Genomic DNA, 18,227 nt, shown 5'->3' on the forward strand with positions numbered 1-18,227 from the left:
ATCATCCACAGGCGACGCGCCGCCCCATAATATAGGTGCGCGCGACGGCCCGGTCATCGCCCAATATCTGCAATGCGAACAGCCGTTCGGCAAGGTCCGCGTCGGCGGTGCGCCGCGCCAGCAGTGGCGTGGCGGCGCAGTCCAGCACCGCGAAATCGGCCTCCTGCCCTGGCAGCAGCCCGCCGACCCTGTCACCGATATGCAGCAACGCCGCGCTCCCTGCGGTTGCAAGATATAGCGCGCGAAACGGATCGAGCCGATGTCTGCGCATCAGCGCTGCCTGATAGGCGACCCCGGCGGTGTGCAGCATCGAAAAACTGGTGCCCGCCCCGACATCGGTGCCAAGGCCGATCGTCAGCCCATGCCGCGCCGCCTGCGCGAAATCGAAGAAGCCCGACCCCAGGAACAGATTGGATGTCGGACAGACCGCGACCCCCGCGCCGCTCTGCCCCATCCGGGCGCAAGCGCGGTCGGACAGATGGATGCCATGGGCGAAGACCGACCGCGCGCCCACCAGTCCGAAGCGATCATAGGCGTCTAGATAGTCTGCCGCGTCGGGAAAACGCGCCGCCACCGCCGCACATTCGCGTATATTCTCCGCCAGATGGGTGTGGAGCAGCACATCGGCATGATCCGCCAGTAAAGCACCGGCGACATGCAATTGCGCGTCGGACGAGGTCAGCGCGAAACGCGGCGTCACCGCATAGCCCAGCCGCCCTTGGCCGCGCCACCGGCCGATCAACACCTCGCTCTCCCCACGCGCCGTTTCCGGCGAGTCGGCCAACCCTTCAGGTCCCAAATCCATCAGCACCTTGCCGGAAATGATCCGCATGTTCCGGGCCAATGCCGCATCGAACAACGCATCTACCGAATGGGCATGGACGGTCGGGAAGACCAAGGCGCTGGTGGTGCCGTTCCGCAGCAGTTCGTCCAGAAACAACCCGGCGACCAGGTCGGCATGGGCGCGATCGGCAAAGGCTTTCTCCGCCGGGAAAATATGGCGGTCGAGCCAGTCGAGCAGCTGTTCCCCATGCGAAGCGATCCGGTCCATTTGCGGATAATGGACATGGGCGTCGATGAAGCCCGGCACGATCAGCCCCGGCAGCGTTTCGACCGGCATATCGGCATGAAGCGGCGCCAGGTCGGCATAGGCGCCGCGCGCCACGATGATGCCGTCCTCGACTAGCAGCATCCCGTCCGGCTCATGCCGCACCGCTTCGGCGCAGGTCAGCGGATCATGCGCCACCGACAGGATTTCGCCGCGAAAGGCCTGGATGGTCATGGCCGCTCCAGTTGCAGCAATTGGGCCAGCGCGGCGATGGCGATCACATCCGGTTCCTTGCCGGTCACGCCGCTGACCCCGATCGGGCAGGTCAGCCGCGCGCGGGCCGTTTCGCCCACACCGTCGCGATCTAGCCGACTATGGAAGCGTGCGCGCTTGGTCTGCGATCCGATAAGGCCGACAAAGGCGATCGGTCCCCGCTCCAGCGCCGCGCGGGTCAGCCGATAATCGAGCGCATGGTCATGGGTCAGGATCAACAGCGCGGCGTCATCGGGCGCTTCGGCGACGCACTGGGCGATGGCATCTTCCGGCACGATGGCCACGCCGTCGATCGTCTCGAACAAGGGCCGCGTGTCGAACCAGGCGAGGCGGAAGGGGAGCGCCTGCGCATGGCGGGCGATCGCCTGCCCGACATGGCCCGCACCGAACAGATAGAGCGGACGACGGCGCTGGCCGATCATCTCGGCGAAGGTCGCGCCCTCACGCGGCCGATCGCCCCGCGCTGACAGGGCGATGGGCGCGGCCTGCGCGCTGACATGGCGTTCGATCCGGCCGGGCGTGAGCGTGGACACCAACACCCGCTCCTCCGCCGCATCGGCCAACCAGTCGAGCGCTGCGGGATCGACATGCTCGATCAGCAACCGCACCCGCCCGCCGCAACATTGGCCCAGCAATGGTCCCAGCGGATAATCCTGCACACGCCAGTTGCCCGGCGGCAATGCCAATATGGCCTGCGCCTGCTCGATCGCGCGATGTTCCAGTTGGCCCCCGCCGATCGTCCCGAACAAGCGGTCGGCGCTGACCAGCATCCGCGTGCCCGCGCCGCGCGGCGCCGATCCCTCGCTCGCCAGCACACTCACCAGCGCGGCCGGTTCGCTCGACGCCACATCCTTCATCCATGCCAGCCAGTCGCTCATGCGGCGCGATGATCCGCGATGGCGCGCAATATGCGCTCCGGCGTCGCCGGGGCGTCGAGCGGGGGCAGGGCGCGCGTGTCGGACGCGACCGCGGCGATCGCCTGATGGAGCGCGGAAAAGACCGAAATCGCCAGCATGAAGGGCGGCTCGCCCACCGCCTTGGACCGGTTGATCGTCGGCTGGACATTCTCCCCATCCCATAGCTGGATCGACAGATGGCGCGGCCGGTCCGATGCGGTCGGGATCTTGTAGGTGGCGGGCGAATGGGTCAGCAGCCGGCCCTTGTCATCCCAGACCAGTTCCTCGGTGGTGAGCCAGCCCTGCCCCTGAAGGAAGCCGCCTTCGATCTGGCCGATATCGATCACAGGGTTCAACGATTGGCCGACATCATGCAGGATATCGACCGCCAGCACCCGATGCTCGCCGGTCAGCGTGTCGATCGCGACCTCCGCCACCGCCGCGCCATAGGCGAAATAATAAAAGGGACGGCCCTTATGCGCGGCGCGGTCATAGGCGATGTCGGGCGTGGCGTAATAGCCGGTGGAGGAGAGCGAGATGCGCCCCATATGCGCCTTGCGGCACAGATTGCCGAAACCCAGTCGCTCCGCGCCAATCTGGACGTCGCCGGCCACAAAGCGCACCTCTTCGTCTGCACAACCGAAACTGCGCGCGGCAAATTCGGTTAGCCGGTCGCGGATCGTCATCGCGGCGTTATAAGCTGCCATGCCGTTCAAATCCGCGCCCGATGACGCCGCCGTGGCGGAGGTATTGGGCACCTTGTCGGTCCGCGTCGCGGTGATCCGCACCTGCCCCACCGGCACGGCGAACACGTCGGCCACCACCTGCGCCACCTTGATATAGAGGCCCTGGCCCATCTCTGTGCCGCCATGATTGATCTGGATGCTGCCATCGGCATAGACATGGACCAGGGCGCCCGCCTGATTGAGGTGGGTGGTGGTGAAGCTGATCCCGAACTTGACCGGGGTCAGCGCGATCCCCTTCTTCAGCACCGGATTGCGTGCGTTAAACGCGGCGATCGCTTGCCGCCTTGCATCATAGCGGGCGTCCGCGCGCAGCCGGGCGATCAGTTGCGGCGCGATATTGTCCGTGAGCGGCATGTCATAGGGGGTGACGTCGCGGCCGGGGCCGTAAAGATTGGCGATCCGCACATCCAGCGGGTCGACGCCCAGATGTGCGGCGACATCGTCCATGATCCGCTCGATCGCCAGCATCCCCTGCGGCCCGCCAAAGCCGCGAAAGGCAGTAGCGGAGACTGTGTGGGTTTTCAGCCGCTCCGAAACGATCTCGATTGCGGGTAAATAATAGCAATTGTCGGCATGGAACATCGCACGGTCGTTGATCGCGGGGGAAAGGTCCACCGTCGCGCCGCAGCGCGAGGCAAGCCCAAGCTTGAGCGCGCGTATGCGCCCCTCCGCGTCGAAACCCGCCTCATAATCGACCCGAAAGTCATGGCGCTTGCCGGTCATCACCATGTCGTCGTCGCGGTCGCAGCGGAACTTGGCGGGGCGTCCCGTCTTGTCCGCGACCAGGGCGGCGGCGGCGGCGAAGAGGGCGGCTTGCGTCTCCTTCCCCCCGAACGCGCCGCCCATGCGTCGCACCTCGACCGTCACGTCGGCGGAACGGCGACAGAGCATATGGGCGACCAGATGCTGCACTTCGCTGGGATGCTGGGTGGAGGACAAGAGATGCATCTGCCCATCCTCGCCCGGCGTCGCGATCGCGACCTGCCCCTCCAGATAGAAATGATCCTGCCCGCCCATGTCGAAACCACCGGCCAGAAGATGGGGCGATTGCACCAGCGCTGCGGCGGCGTCGCCGCGCGCCATGCGCTGGGTCGGCTCGATCAGCGACGTAGCGGCACGGGCGTCCGCGATCGTCAGATGCGCGGGCAGCGGTTCGTAAGCGATCTCGCCCAACCGTGCCGCCTGCCGCGCCGCGCGCTGGCTGGTCGCAGCCACCAGGAAGATCGGCTGGCCGATGCAGATGACTTCGCCATCCGCCAGCAGCCGGTCGTCGCCCGCGACCGGGCTGACGTCATTGGCGCCGGGAATGTCGGCGGCGGTATAGACCGCGACCACGCCCGGCGCGGCGCGCACGGCGGTCAGGTCGATGGCCGTGATCCGCGCATGGGCCTCCTTGCTTTGACCGAAAGCCAGATGCAGCATCGCCGCCGGTTCCGGCAGATCGTCGGCATAGCGGGCGAGGCCGCTGACATGCAGCGCCGCGCTGTCATGCGGGTTGGATGGCTTCGCCAGCGCCGCCAAGCTGGGATCGCGCTCAGCCATGCTCCACCTCCAGCGCCAGCAGCGATACCGCCGCGCCCGACTCCCGATGCAACAGCCGCCACAACAGGCTGGCCGCAGCCTTGATCCGATAGGCGGCGCTGCCGCGCACATCGCTGAGCGGATCATAATCCCCACCCAGCGCGGCCACCGCCTCCGCGATCGTCGTCCGTGTCAAAGATTCGCCGGTTAGGGCCGCCTCGCAAGCCGCGGCGCGCCGCGGCGTCGCCGCCATGCCGCCAAAGGCGACCCGCGCCTCAATGATCCGCTCGCCTTCCATCCTTAGCCGGATCGCGCCGCACACCGCCGAAATATCGCTGTCGAACCGACGGGACAATTTGCCGATCAGGATGATGTCGGTCGGCGCGGGACGCGGCACATATATGCTCTCGACAAATTCGAACGGCCGCCGGTCCTGCTGCCCATAGGCCAGGAAATACTGCTCCAGCGCCATCGTGCGCCGTCCCACGGCGCTGCGCAGCGTCAGGCTGGCGCCCAGCGCGATCAGCGCCGGCGGCCCGTCGCCGATCGGCGATCCGTTGGCGATGTTGCCGCCCACGGTTCCCGCATTGCGCACCTGCAATCCGCCGATCCGACGCACCAGTTCGCCAAGGTCGGGGTGCAGCCGGGCGAAGGCGGCATGGGCGTCGGCATAGCGCACCCCCGCGCCGATGGTCAGCCCGTCCGGCCCTTCCGCGATCGTCTGCAATTCCGCAATGTCGCCGATGAAAATCAAAGTCTCCAGCGTTTGCAGCCCCTTCGTCACCCACAGGCCGACATCGGTCGCCCCCGCCACCAGCCGCGCGTCAGGATGGGCGGCCAGCAGCTCGGCCAGCGCTTGGGCGGTGCGGGGGATGAACCAGCGCCGCGCGCCATCGCCGCCCGCGATAGTCTGGTCCGATGCGATGGCCCGCAAAGCCGCAACCATGCCCGCATCCTCGCGCGGCAGCGTCGGCACGCTTTCCGCCGCGTCCAATATCGGCCCATAGCCTGTGCAGCGGCACAGATTGCCCGCCAGCACATCGGCGACCGGCAAGTCATGGCCCCGCGCGCCGATGCAGCGGCCATGCAGCGACATGACGAAGCCGGGCGTGCAGAAACCGCATTGCGAACTGCCGTTCGCCGCCATGCAGGTCTGCAACGGGGTGAGCGCGCTATCGTCACCCAGGCTCTCGACCGTCAGCAGCGCCTTGCCATGCAGCATCGGAAGGAAGAGGATGCAGCTGTTAAGCGCCCGCCACGCGATGCCGTCGCCATCCAGTTCGCCCACCAGCGCGGTGCAGGCGCCGCAATCGCCCTCGGCGCAGCCCTCCTTCGCGCCCGTCCGCCCAAGGCGATAGCGTAGATGATCGAGCAGGGTGGCGGTGGGATCAACCTGCGTGATCTCCACTACGACGCCGTCCAGCAGGAAGCGCACGCCGCTCATCTCAACTGCCCCGATAGGTCGAATAGCCATAGGGCGATACCAGCAACGGCACATGATAATGGCCATCGTCGGAGACACCGAACTGGACAGTTATAACGTCAAGGAAAGGCGGGTCGGACAATATGGTCCCGCGCGCTCGATAATAGGCCGCGACCGCGAATGTCAGCTGATATTGGCCGGGTTCGATCGGCGGCAGGCCGGGACAGCGGCCGTCGGCATTTGTCTTCCCTGCAAACAGCAGCGCGCCCTGCGCCGACAGCAGCCGGATCGCCACGCCTTCGGCCGGGCAGCCATAAGCAGTGTCGAGAACATGGGTGGACAGGCTGGTCATGCCGTCGCCTCCTGACGCGGCCATTGGCCGACAAATTCCGCTTCGTCATAGGCGATCAGGTCGGCGACCAGCGCATCCCCGTCGTCCAGGAACAGCTGGTCGGTGACGCCGCGCACCAGCCGGGGCAGGGCGGTCTGCAACCCGGACAGCGCCGAGGCGGAGAGGCCCAGGCTGACAAGCGCCGAATAGTTGAAGGCGAACAGGCCGTGTAGCGCCGCTGCGCCCGCCTCATCGCGCGGCAGCAGTTGGAAGCCGGGGCCGAGATAGGGATGCGCGTCGATCAGCGCATTGCCCTCGCCCGGCGGCGGGGTGAAGCGATCGGCCCATCGCGCGATATGCGGCGCCAGCCCAGCCAGTTCAGGGCGCAGGCCGGGATCGCTGATCAGGCCGGTCGATAGCACCACGAAATCGAACATCTGTTCGCCCTGCGGCGTACGCACGCAGACCTGTCCATCTTCTTGTCTCACATCCAGCCACGGCGCGCCCAGATGCAGCGCGAAACCGGGCCAGGCCGCCGCGCGATCGAATGTGTCGTTGGTGGGCGGCTGGTTATGGCCCAGGAAACTCGCCATCACCCGATATTTGGTCGCGTCGTCCAGTGCGGGATAGCGGCCGGTGAAGCCGACCCGCTCCATGAAGCGAATGGGGTTGATCCGCGGCAGGTTTTTCCGACGAATGAAGACATGTGCCGCCGCCACGCCCAGGCGCATCGCCGCATGGGCATTGTCGAAGGCCGACGCACCGCCGCCCAATATGCCGATCGACTTGCCCGCCAGCGCGGCATAGTCGATCGGCTCGCTGGTGTGGGCGTAGAGATGGCGGGGCAGGGCGTCGCGGATCATCGCCGGCGTGTGCCATTGCCCGCCGCCCTGGATCCCGGTCGCCAATATGACCTTGCGCGCCAGCAGAGGCGCTTGTCCGTCCAGATGCAGCCGGTGCAGTCCACCTGCCAGCGGCTCGATCAGCGTCAACCGCGTATCGTTGCGCACCGGCAGCGCCAGCACCCGTCGATACCAGCGCAGATAGGCCATCCAGTCGCCGCGCGCGATCTTGTCGACCGCGTCCCAGCCCGCCGCGCCATGCTGCGCCTCCCACCATGCGCGATAGGTCAGCGCAGGCACGCCGAAATCGATCGGGTTCAGCATCTTGGGCGTGCGCAGCGTGATCATCCGCGCATAGCTGTCCCATGGTCCCTCCAGCCCCGCCGGGCTTTCGTCGATGATCAGGATGTTGGACACGCGCTCGCGCAACAGGCCGAAGGCCGCGGCAAGCCCGCTCTGCCCCCCGCCCACGATCACCACGTCATGAACAGGACCATCGGGATGGCCGCGCGGCCGGGTCCAGTCCGCGCCGCCGAAACCGATCAGCGACAGTTGGCGGGCGAGGTCCGCTTCCAGGTCGGGCAGGCCGCTCATGCCGCCATATCCTTCAGGCGCAGGCGGACGATCTCGCCGATCTGGGCGATGGCGGTGGCGATCTCCTCGTCCCGCTCGTGGCGCAGACGCGCTTCCATGGCCGCCAATATACCCGCCTTGTCAGTCAGCCGCACGCAGATGATGAAGGGGAAACCAAAGCGCGCCCGGTAGGCGGCGTTGAGCGCATGGAAGCGCGCATAGTCTTGCGGCGTCAGCCGATCCAGCCCGGCCGACGCCTGTTCCGCCGCCGATGCGTCGGTCAGCGTCCGGTCGATCGCCGCCTTGCCCGCCAGTTCGGGATGCGCGCGAATCAGGGCCAGTTGCTCCTCGCCGCTGGCGCCGCGGACCACCGCCATCAGGTCCGCCCAGCGGTCGCCGGACGACGGGCGCGCGTCGGCCCGCGCCTCGATCCAGGGGCTATGTTCGAACAAGGCTTCTTTGGGGCCGGTCAATGCGTGTTCCCCTCCAGCGAGACGTGCGCCGACACGACTTTCCAGCCATCGGCGAACTTGACCCAGCTTTGCGTCTGGCGGCCGCGCCGGTCGCTATTCTCGCGGAAAAATTCAGCGTCGGCGGTGGCGAAGGCTCCGGTTTCATTGGCGCCATAGACGGTGATCGCGACCTTCCCCAGCTTGCGCTGCGGCGATCCGCCCCGCCCCTTGCGAAATGCCCGTATCTCTTCGATGCCGTACAGCACTTCGCCCACGCCATAGCGGTTGGTGGTCGGCGCATCGTGGAACAGCGCATCCATGGCGGGCACGTCATCCGCCATCAGCGCGCGCTCATATGCGGCGAAGGCGGCGGTGATTTCGGCCAGCAATATGGGATCGTCTATCGTCATGCGGGGTGAAGCTCCATCCAGTGGCGGGCGATATCGATGCGACGGGCGACCCAGGCGTCGCCAGATGCAATGACATGATCGAGGAAGCGGGCCAGCGCGCGCGCGCGGGCGGGGCGTCCGGCGATGCGGCCATGCAGGCCGACCGACATCATCCGCCCGCCTTCCTCCCGCAACTGATCGAACGTGTCGCGCAGATAACGGAAGAACTGCTCGCCCTCGGTAAAGCCGTTATAGGCGACCATCTTCATGTCGTTGGCGTCGAGCGTATAGGGGACGATCAACTGACCCCGATCATAATAGGGCAGGTCGTCGGCATAGCTGTCCGCATCATAGACGAAGCCGCCTTCCTCCCGCACCAGCCGGGCGGTGTTGGGCGATGTGCGACCCTGATACCAGCCCAGCGGGCGGCGGCCGGTCAGGCTGGTGTGCAGCGCGATCGCTTGCGTGATATGGGCGCGTTCGACATCTTCGGGCACAGTTTGATAGTCGATCCATTTCAGGCCGTGGCTGGCGATCTCCCAGTCGGCCGCCAGCATCGCGTCGACCGCGGCCGGGTTCATCGCCATCGCCTTCGCCACGCCAAAGACCGTGACGGGCAGGGCGCGCTGCGTGAAAATCCGGTGCAGCCGCCAGAAACCGGCGCGCGCGCCATATTCATACAGGCTTTCCATTGCCATCGCCCGATCGGCATGGCTTTGCGCGCCCACCATTTCGGACAGGAAGGCTTCGGAGCCCTTGTCGCCATTGAGGACGTTGTTTTCCGCGCCCTCCTCATAATTGACGACGAACTGCACCGCGACCTTCGCGCCACCGGGCCAGCGCGGATCGGGCGGGGACGCGCCATAGCCGATAAGGTCACGGGGCGAGGTCATGCGTCCCACGCCTCCATCGCCACGCGGACGGCTTCGCCAGCGGGCAGCGCAAACCCCTCCTGCCGCAGGCAGGCCTCCAGCGCGCCGAGCGTGATCAGAACCTTATGCTGCATCGCGTTATAGCCCATCGCGCCGATCCGCCAGATCCGGCCCTGGAGCGGACCAAAGGCGGTGCCGATTTCGATCTCGAACGCATTTCGCATCATCGTGCGGACGCGCTCGCCGTCCACGCCCTGCGGGATGAAGACGCCGGTCACATTGGTCATGCGATGCGCGTCGTCGCCAAAGATGGTCAGCCCCATGGCGCGCAGGCCTGCGGTCATCGCGCGCCCGGCGGCTTCATGCCGGGCATAGCGGGCCTCAAGCCCTTCCCCCAACATGATCCGCGCACATTCCCGCGCGGCATAGAGCATCGACGTCGCTTCGGTATGGTGGTTGAGGCGCTTGTCGCTCCAATAATCCATAATCATGGCGAGGTCGAAATAGTTGGAGCCGATGCGCGGGCCTGCGCCGTCGCTGATGTCGTCGCGACGGATGCCCGCCTCGACATGTTTGCGCCCCTGAATCAGCGCTGCCGCCGGATCGGAAATGGTGATCGGCGCCGAGCCGGAAGGTCCGCCCAGGCATTTCTGCAATCCGCCGGTGACGATGTCCGCGCCCCAGCGATCAGCGGCCAGCTCCATGCCGCCGATCGTCGCGGTCGCATCGACATAGAGCAGCGCGCCCGCCGCCGCGCACAGCGCGCCCAGGCCGTCAAGCGGCTGCGCCATGGTGGTGGAGGTGTCGCCATGGATGGTGGCGACGACGCTGGGCTGCACCCGTTCGATCGCGGCGGCGATGGCGTCCATCGGCACGACTTCGCCCCACGGCGCTTCGACCGTTTCGATCCGCGCGCCGATGCGCCCCAATATCTCCGTCAGCAGCAGGCCAAAGCGACCGAAATTGACCACCAGCACAGTGTCGCCCGGCGCGACCAGGCTGACCAGCGCCGCCTCGATTCCGGCGCGGGCGGTGCCGTCGATCAGCATCGTCCACGGGTTCTGCGTGCCGAAGATCGGGCGATAAAGCGCCATGACCTGATTCATGTAACCCGTCATTTCCGGATCAAACTGGCCCAGCAGATCGGCCGACATGGCGCGTAGCACGCGGGGATGGGCGTTGACCGGCCCCGGTCCCATCAACAGCCGCTGGGGCGGGTCGATCTCGCCGAAGAAGCCGGAAGCCAGAAGATCATCAAGCGGCGGCAATGGACTCTCCCAATTTATCTATGAAGCCCAGCATAGCCTGTAACGCGCGTTCCGCATCGGCCGGATCGACATGTTCGGCCGGATGGTGGCTGATCCCATGCCTGCAACGGATGAAGAGCATGGCGGTCGGGCACAGCGCCGCCATCACCATCGCGTCATGACCCGCGCCGGACACGAGGCGGAAGGCAGGCTGTCCCGTCCCCGCGATGGCGGCGTCCATCAGGGTCATCAGCAGGGGATCGCAGGGGCTGGCGGGCAGATCGTGGACCAGCGTCGTCGCCAAATCCAGCCCGCGCCGATCGGCGATGATGGTGATGGCGGCGATCATCGCCTCGGCCGCGCGATCGCGCCGCCCCGCATCGCCCGATCGCACATCCAACGTAAAGCGCACTTCGCCGGGGATGACATTGGGCGCGCCCGGCAGCGCCTCGATCCGCCCCACCGTGGCGACGAGGTCGGAGGCGGCATTGCGCGCTAGTGTCTCGATCGCCAGCATCGCCTCCGCCGCGCCCGCCAGCGCATCGCGGCGCAAGGGCATGGACGTCGTGCCGGCATGGCCAGCCATGCCCCGCAGCGTCAGTTGATAGCGCAGTTGCGCGGCGATGCCGGTGACGGCGCCGAGCGCCAGCCCCTGCGCCTCCAGCACCGGACCCTGTTCGATATGCGCTTCGAGATAGGCGAGGGTGGCGCCGGGCGCGCGCGCGGCGGAGAGATAGGCGCGGACATCGACGCCTGCGTCCGCCAAGGCAACGCCATCGCCATCGCGCAGGTCCAGCGCCTCGGTCGCCAGCGTGCCCGCCACCGCCCGGCTGGTCAGCATGGCGGCGGGAAAGCGCGATCCCTCCTCGTCGCCAAAGGCGATCACCTCGATCGGGAAGGGCAGGCGACGCCCGGCGCGGTGCAGCGCCGCGACCGCCTCCACGCCCAGCATGATGCCCAGCGGCCCGTCATAGCGCCCCGCATCCCTGACACTGTCGATATGGCTGCCGATCAGCAGCGCCGGGGCGGCCGGGTCCAGCCCTTCATAGCGGCCGATCAGGTTGGCGGCGGGGTCGCGCCGCACGGCCATGCCGGCCTCTTCCATCCACCCTGCCAGCGCCGCCTGCGCATGGGCATAGGCCGGTGTGAGATAGCCCCGATACAGGCCGTCCGCCATGTCGCTATAGGGCGCGACGCCCAGCGCATCGCATCGCGCGACGGCTCTCGCTCCGCCGCTCACCATGCCGCCACCGCGCCGTCGCTGCGCGGGTCGGTCGCGCCGTCCAGCCTGCCATCAGGATAGCGCACGATCGCCCCGGCATGGCCCATGGTCGCGGTGATTGGCCCGACTTGTTCGACGTCATGACCGGCCGCGATCAGTTCGGCATACAGCCCGTCGTCAAACCCGTCCTCCAGCTTGAGCGTGGTCGACTGGTCGCCCCAGGTGCGTCCCAGCAGCCAGCGCGGCGCGCTGATCGCCTCCTGCAAATCCATGCCATAGCGCGCATAACGGGTGAACAAGGCCGCCTGCGTCTGCGGCTGGCCTTCGCCGCCCATCGTGCCATAGGCCATGACCCGCCCGTCATCGAAACAGGCGAGCGCGGGATTGAGCGTGTGGAACGGCTTGCGGCCCGGCTTCAGCGCATTCCAGCCGCTTTCCGCCAATCGGAAGCTGCTGCCGCGATTCTGCCAGGTGATGCCGGTGCGCGGCAGCACCAGGCCCGATCCGAACTCGAAATAGGTGGACTGGATGCAGGATACGACCCGCCCATCGCCATCGGCCGCGGCGAACCAGCAAGTGTCGCCCCATTGCGGCGGCGGCGGCCAGGGCAGGGCGCGGGCCGGATCGATCTTCGCCGCCAGCGCGTCCAGCGCGGCGGGATCGTCCAACAGCCCTTGCCAGTGATAATCGTGGAAAGCCGGGTCGCCGACATGGGCGTCGCGGATCAGAAACGCCTGTTTGGTCGCTTCGACCAGCCCATGGACATGGTCGAACCCCTCGGCGCTCCCAGCGCACAGCCGATCGAACAGGGCGAGGATCAGCAGCGAGGCGAAGCCCTGCGTGGGGGGCGCGCTGTTATAGAGGGTCGCGCCGCTGATCCGTGTGTGCAACGGTGTCGATGTAAAGGCGTCGTGCGAGGCCAAATCTGCGGCGGTCAGTGGGCTGCCCAGCGCTTCCAGATCGGCGGCTATGTCAGCGGCCAGTGCCCCTGTGTAGAAGTTGTCCAGACCTTCCGTTGCCAGCCGTTCCAGCGTGTCGGCCAACAGGGGCTGGCGCAGCAGATCGCCTTCGCGCAGCGGACGGCTGTCAGCTTCGAAGACCGTCGCATAGGCGCCGGGCTGGCCGCGCAACTCGTCGCCCTTGGCCGCGGCGATGGCCGCGCCGCCCGCCGTGACGGCGACGCCCGCCCGCGCATGGCCGATCGCATCGCGCAGCAGTCGGGCCAGCGGCAGCGTGCCGCTCTCCAGCGCCGCCGCCCAGCCCGAAATCGTCCCCGCCACCGTGTTCGCCGCCAGCGGCCCGCGCGTCGGTACTGCTTCAAGTCCCGCATAGAGCGGCAGATCCGCCTTGGCCGCCGCGCCGCCGCAGCCATGGATGGCATAAACGCGCCCTTCCGGCTCCCGAATGACCCAAAAGCCATCGCCGCCGATGCCGGTCATGTGGGGATAGACCACCGCCAGCGCCGCCGCCACCGCGACGCAGGCCTCCACCGCATTGCCGCCGTCACGCAACACGCTGAGGCCCGCCGCGCTCGCCAGATGATGCGGCGCGGTCACCATGCCGTGTCGGCCAGATACGGTCGAAAGCGCCATCAGTCGGGCAGCGCCGCGACGAAGGCGCGCACGACATGAGCGCTGTTGACCGACGCCAGAGCCATGAAGGCGACCATCTGATTCTCGCCCGCATCACCTCCGGCCAAATCGGACAGGCTGCGGAACACGATGACCGGCACGCCATTGGCATAGGCGACTTGCGCCACCGCGGCGCTTTCCATGTCCAGCACGCGCGCCTTCCACGCCCTGCTCAGATAGTCGCGAAATTCGGCATTGTCAGCGAAGACGCCCGCCGAAACCCCGATGCCGCCGACCACGATCTTGGGATCATGCGGCAGGCAGGCCGGGGCCGCACCCTCATTCTGGACGCAGCGTTCCAGCTTGACGTCGCCCGCCACCTTCTGCGCCAGTCGCAGCAAGGCGGGATCGACGCCGAAGCTATAATGGCGCTTCACCGGCTCGTTCGCATTGCCGATGCGCACGCCGCGCGGGAACATCATGCCCCAATTGGCGGGCGCGTCCGCATCGACAGCTTCGGGCGTCTTCCAGCCATCGCCAGCTTTGCGCGCGAAGGACACTTCCAGATATTGCGCCCAGTCCTGCGGCACGATGACATCGCCGATCGACAGGCCGGGATCGACCCCGCCCGCTATCCCTGAAAAGACGATCCGCCGCACGGTGAAGCGGTCCAGCACCAGTTGCGTGTTCATCGCGGCGTTCACCATCGACACGCCGCTCTGCATCAGCAGCACCGGCTGGCCCGCCATCCGGCCGGTCAGAAAGGTCATGCCGTTGATCTGGTGCCGCTTGGGCTTGTCGACCGACTTTACCAGCGCATCCCATTCGGGGAGGAAGGCGGTCATGACCACGGTGCGCGGCGTGCTGTCCGCCTTGCGCGCCATGGCCGGGGTGGGGAGGGCGAGCGCCAGCAGCGCGAGGGCAAGGAAACGCATCAGGCTGCTCCCATCCAGACGAAGCGAATGACGAAAAGGCCGGCCAATATGAACAGGAACCAGTCCTTGCGCGTCGCCGTGCCGCGCAGGGCCTTGAGCGCTGCATGGGCGGTGATGCCGAAGGCCAGGCCATTGGCGATCGAGAAGGTGAGCGGGATCATCGCCACGGTGAGGAAGGCGGGGATGGCCGACATCGGGTCTTCCCATTCCACCTCGGTCAGCGGCACCAGCATCAGGCCGCCCACGATGATGAGGGCGGGCGCGGTCGCGGCCAGCGGCACCAGTTGCGCATAGGGGGCGACGAACATGGTGAGAAGGAAGAGGATGCCGGTGACGACCGCCGTCAGCCCGGTGCGCCCGCCCGCCTGCACGCCCGCCGCGCTCTCGACATAGGAGGTGACGGTGCTGGTGCCCGCCATCGACCCGACGATGGTGGCGACCGCGTCGGTCATCAATATGCGGTTGAGGCCGGGGATGCGCCCCGCCGCGTCCATCAGGCCCGCGCGCTTCGTCACCGCGACCAATGTGCCGATATTGTCGAACAGGTCGACGAACAGGAAAACGAACAGGATTTCCAGCAGGCCGAGGCCATGGCTGCCGGTCAGGCCGAACACGCCGGGCAGGTCGAGCTGAAAGGCGGTGCCGGTCAACGCCTCCAGGCTATAGGGTTCGGGCTTGACCGTCACCATGCCGGTCAGCCAGCCGACGATCGTGGTGGCGACGATGCCGATCAGCATCGCGCCGCGCACATTCCAGACACTGAGCGTGCCGATCACCAAAAGCCCCAGCAGCGCCAGCGCGGCGCCGGGGGCTTTCAGGTCGCCCAGCGCCACGAAGGTCGCCGGGTTCGCGCCCACGATCCCGGCATTTTTCAAACCGATAAAGCCGATGAACAGGCCGATGCCCCCCGCCACCGCCGCGAACAAATAGGTGGGGATGACCGCCACGATCAACTGCCGCACGCCGGTCAGCGTCAGGATCAGGAAGGCGACGCCGGACAGGAAGACGCAGCCCAGCGCGATTGGCCATGGTACGCCCATCTGCCCGACCACGGTGAAGGCGAAATAGGCGTTCAACCCCATGCCCGGCGCCAGCGCCAGCGGCACATTGGCGGTCAGGCCCATCAGGATCGAGGCGAAGGCGGCGGCGAAGCAGGTGGCCGCCGCGACCGAGGCGACGGGCATCCCGGTCGACCCCAGAATCGCCGGATTGACCAGCACGATATAGGCCATCGTCAGGAAGGTGGTCACCCCGGCCAGCACCTCCGTTCGCGCCGATGTGCCGCGCTGGCTGAGCGCGAAATAGCGGTCCAGCGCGCCTGTCGGCGCTTCTGGCGGATGGTGATCCGCGACCTGCGATGGCGTCATGCGATGTCCCCCGAATATGGATGTCCCGGCATGGCGACGCCGGTGATGCCCCGTTGCTCCAGCATGGCTGCCAGCCGGAACAAGGTCGGCTCGCCACCCGGCTTGCCGATCAGTTGCAGCCCCAATGGCAGCCGCCCCGGACGATAGAGCGGAATGCTGAACGAAGGGAAGCCCGTGAAACTGATCGGCTGGCTATGGATGCCCAGATCCGCGCGCGCCGGCGTCATCGCCCCGTCGATCAGGATGCGGGGATCGTCGATCGGCGGCGCGGTGCAGGGCGTCGCCGGTGCGATCAGCACGTCATAAGGCGCGATTAAGTCCAGCATGGTGGCGCGGAATCTGGCGCGGAACGCCTGCGCTTCCGCATACAGGCCATCGGGCAACAGCGCGCCGGCGATCAGCCGGTCGCGCACCTGCGGATCGAACGCCATGGCGTCGCGCGCCAGCGCCGCGCGGTGCAGTCGTCCGCCTTCGCTGGCCGTAATCAGAAAGGCGGCGGACCGCGCGCGGGCGATGTCTGGCACGGTAACGACCGGCGCATCCGGCGCAATGGCGTCGATCGCTGCGCTCTGGTCGGGATCGATATTCTCGGCGAAGCGGCCGCCCAACTGGGCGAGGCGGATCGGCGCGCCGTCATCCTGCGCGGATCGGCCGGCCAGTACTTCCCATATCGTCACCATGTCGGCCAGCGACGCGGTGAACGGGCCGATATCGTCGAAACTTTCGGCGAAGGGAAAGACGCCCGTCATCGGCAGGGCGCCATGGGTCGGTTTCAACCCATAAAGGCCGGTCAGGCTGGCCGGCACCCGGATCGACCCATTGGTGTCCGACCCCAGCGAAAAGGGCAACAGCCCGGCCGCGACCACCGCCGCCGACCCGCCCGACGACCCGCCGGCTAAGCGGGTCAGGTCATGCGGATTGCGGGTCGTGCCATGCAGCGCGTTGATCGTTGCAAAGCCATAGGCGAACTCGTCCATGTTGAGGCTGGCCACCAATATGGCGCCGGCCGCCTTCAGGCGACGGATCGCTTCGGCATCCTGCGTGGCTGGCGGCGCATCGGCATAGAGCCGTGATCCGGCGGTGGTGGGCAGGCCGGCGATGTCGAACAGATCCTTCACGCCAAAAGGCACGCCCGCCAGCGGCCCCGGATCGCGACCGGCGGCGACCAGCGCGTCGATCCTCGCCGCATCCCTGCGCGCCGGGCCGGCCATGATGCGGGTGACGGCGCAGAGCGGCGCTGCTTCCTTCGCCAGCGCCGTCAGGCACTGGTCGAGCAACTGCGTGGCGGATTGCTGACCGCTGCGCACGGACTGGGCGATCGCCATGGCTCCCGTCATGGCGCGGCGCCTTCATTCCGGTCCAGCAACAGGCCGGCATGATGATCGAGCAGCGCCATGTTCGCGACCACGCCGGGCATACAGGCGGCTGGGATCGGCAGGCCGATGGCGTCCGCGGCCCGATGAATGTCCGCTTCGCTGCGGGGCAGCGGGGGGGCAGGTGTCGAAATGAGGACAGAAGCCTGCCGCGCGAACCGCCCAGCCAGCGCCGCGCAAATAAGAAGTTGCAACTGGTGGAATATCATCAGCGGCAGGATCAGCAGGCCGACTTGCGCCGGGGGGAACAGCGCCCCGGCCATTGGAACGCCGGACACCAGGCTTTTCTTGGACCCGCAGAACAGCAGCACGATCGCATCCTGGCGCGCCAACCCGGCCAGCCGCGCAACGCCCATATTCACGCTCATGACGATAGCCAGAACGAGCGCGCTGAGGCCCAGCAGCAACATCAGGTCGCCTACGCCGACCTGCGTCCATATGCCGCCGGCGACGGCGGCGCTGAAAGCGGAATAGACCACCAGCAATATCGCGCCCCGGTCAACCGGCATCAAAAGCCCCTTACGCCGGTCGATAAAGCCGCCGATATAGGGGCGCAGAAAATGACCCGCGACGAAGGGGACCAACAGTTGCAGGGCGATATTCTGGACGGAATGGATCGTGGCCGTGCCGCCATGTCCCTCTACATTCAGGGTCAAGGTGACGAGCAGCGGCGTTAGCAGGATGCCGATCAGGTTGGACAGCGACGCGCTGCACAGGGCGGCGGCGACATTGCCGCCCGCCATCGCGGTAAAGGCGATCGACGACTGGACCGTGGAGGGCAACAGGGTCAGATAGAGCAGGCCCGACATGAGGACCGGATCGGCCCAGCCCCGCATCAGCGATGTCATCGCGATGCCGACGGCCGGGAACAACAGATAGGTCGATGCAAAGACCAGCAGATGCAACCGCCAGTTGCCCGCCCCCTGCAGAATCGCCGCGCGCGACAGTTTTGCGCCATGAAGGAAGAACAACAGCGCTATCGCGATATCGGCCAGTATATCGATCCAGCCCGCGGCCTGCCCCCTGGCCGGCCACAGCGACGCTGCGCCGACCGTCGCGACCAGCCACAAGAGAAACGGGTCAATCCGCAGGATAGCAAGGGTCGGGCGCGCCATGCCGGCCTTATGCTCGCCTTGCCCCTACCGA

General features: G+C 67.2%; 16 protein-coding genes. All 16 read right to left on the reverse strand.

The window, feature by feature from the left end; all coding sequences use genetic code 11:
• Position 1: 1 nt before the first annotated feature.
• The 16 genes from guaD to V473_RS17720 are packed head-to-tail and all read right to left on the reverse strand — an operon-like array spanning position 2 to position 18,196.
• Positions 2-1,282 carry a guanine deaminase gene (gene guaD / locus V473_RS17645; protein WP_066608082.1) on the reverse strand — a complete coding sequence of 427 codons (1,281 nt, stop codon included), beginning with the start codon at positions 1,280-1,282 and terminating at the stop codon, positions 2-4.
• On the reverse strand, positions 1,279-2,199 hold the full coding sequence (gene xdhC, locus V473_RS17650; RefSeq protein ID WP_066608084.1) for a xanthine dehydrogenase accessory protein XdhC: 921 nt from the start codon (positions 2,197-2,199) through the stop codon (positions 1,279-1,281). The genes guaD and xdhC overlap by 4 nt, the downstream gene beginning before the upstream one ends.
• On the reverse strand, positions 2,196-4,505 hold the full coding sequence (gene xdhB, locus V473_RS17655; protein ID WP_066608087.1) for a xanthine dehydrogenase molybdopterin binding subunit: 2,310 nt from the start codon (positions 4,503-4,505) through the stop codon (positions 2,196-2,198). The genes xdhC and xdhB overlap by 4 nt, the downstream gene beginning before the upstream one ends.
• Positions 4,498-5,928: a xanthine dehydrogenase small subunit gene (gene xdhA, locus V473_RS17660; RefSeq protein WP_066608090.1), complete on the reverse strand. Its 1,431-nt coding sequence runs from the start codon at positions 5,926-5,928 to the stop codon at positions 4,498-4,500. The genes xdhB and xdhA overlap by 8 nt, the downstream gene beginning before the upstream one ends.
• 1 nt (position 5,929) lies before the next feature.
• Positions 5,930-6,259 (reverse strand): hydroxyisourate hydrolase, encoded by a 330-nt coding sequence (gene uraH / locus V473_RS17665; protein WP_066608750.1) that lies wholly within the window; start codon positions 6,257-6,259, stop codon positions 5,930-5,932.
• Positions 6,256-7,674 (reverse strand): FAD/NAD(P)-binding protein, encoded by a 1,419-nt coding sequence (locus tag V473_RS17670; protein WP_066608094.1) that lies wholly within the window; start codon positions 7,672-7,674, stop codon positions 6,256-6,258. The genes uraH and V473_RS17670 overlap by 4 nt, the downstream gene beginning before the upstream one ends.
• On the reverse strand, positions 7,671-8,126 hold the full coding sequence (gene uraD, locus V473_RS17675; RefSeq protein WP_066608097.1) for a 2-oxo-4-hydroxy-4-carboxy-5-ureidoimidazoline decarboxylase: 456 nt from the start codon (positions 8,124-8,126) through the stop codon (positions 7,671-7,673). The genes V473_RS17670 and uraD overlap by 4 nt, the downstream gene beginning before the upstream one ends.
• Positions 8,123-8,515: an oxalurate catabolism protein HpxZ gene (gene hpxZ, locus V473_RS17680; RefSeq protein ID WP_066608100.1), complete on the reverse strand. Its 393-nt coding sequence runs from the start codon at positions 8,513-8,515 to the stop codon at positions 8,123-8,125. Before hpxZ ends, uraD begins: the two co-directional genes overlap by 4 nt.
• Positions 8,512-9,387 carry an allantoinase PuuE gene (gene puuE / locus V473_RS17685; protein ID WP_066608103.1) on the reverse strand — a complete coding sequence of 292 codons (876 nt, stop codon included), beginning with the start codon at positions 9,385-9,387 and terminating at the stop codon, positions 8,512-8,514. Before puuE ends, hpxZ begins: the two co-directional genes overlap by 4 nt.
• Positions 9,384-10,634: a pyridoxal-phosphate-dependent aminotransferase family protein gene (locus V473_RS17690; RefSeq protein WP_066608106.1), complete on the reverse strand. Its 1,251-nt coding sequence runs from the start codon at positions 10,632-10,634 to the stop codon at positions 9,384-9,386. Before V473_RS17690 ends, puuE begins: the two co-directional genes overlap by 4 nt.
• A complete protein-coding gene (locus tag V473_RS17695) occupies positions 10,621-11,856 on the reverse strand; it encodes an allantoate amidohydrolase (protein ID WP_066608109.1) in 1,236 nt (411 codons plus the stop codon). The genes V473_RS17690 and V473_RS17695 overlap by 14 nt, the downstream gene beginning before the upstream one ends.
• Entirely contained in the window at positions 11,850-13,427 is a 1,578-nt protein-coding gene (locus tag V473_RS17700; RefSeq protein WP_066608112.1) for a gamma-glutamyltransferase family protein, read from the reverse strand. The genes V473_RS17695 and V473_RS17700 overlap by 7 nt, the downstream gene beginning before the upstream one ends.
• Positions 13,427-14,344, reverse strand: coding sequence for a 5'-methylthioadenosine/S-adenosylhomocysteine nucleosidase (locus V473_RS17705; RefSeq protein WP_082679225.1), 918 nt, complete (start codon positions 14,342-14,344; stop codon positions 13,427-13,429). Before V473_RS17705 ends, V473_RS17700 begins: the two co-directional genes overlap by 1 nt.
• A complete protein-coding gene (locus V473_RS17710) occupies positions 14,341-15,708 on the reverse strand; it encodes an NCS2 family permease (RefSeq protein ID WP_066608118.1) in 1,368 nt (455 codons plus the stop codon). Before V473_RS17710 ends, V473_RS17705 begins: the two co-directional genes overlap by 4 nt.
• Positions 15,705-17,045 carry an AtzE family amidohydrolase gene (locus V473_RS17715; protein ID WP_066608121.1) on the reverse strand — a complete coding sequence of 447 codons (1,341 nt, stop codon included), beginning with the start codon at positions 17,043-17,045 and terminating at the stop codon, positions 15,705-15,707. The genes V473_RS17710 and V473_RS17715 overlap by 4 nt, the downstream gene beginning before the upstream one ends.
• On the reverse strand, positions 17,042-18,196 hold the full coding sequence (locus V473_RS17720; protein WP_066608123.1) for a bile acid:sodium symporter: 1,155 nt from the start codon (positions 18,194-18,196) through the stop codon (positions 17,042-17,044). The genes V473_RS17715 and V473_RS17720 overlap by 4 nt, the downstream gene beginning before the upstream one ends.
• Between the last annotated feature and the right edge of the window lie 31 nt (positions 18,197-18,227).

Origin of the sequence: Sphingobium cupriresistens LL01 (assembly GCF_001046645.1) — a bacterium.
Lineage (GTDB): Bacteria > Pseudomonadota > Alphaproteobacteria > Sphingomonadales > Sphingomonadaceae > Sphingobium > Sphingobium cupriresistens.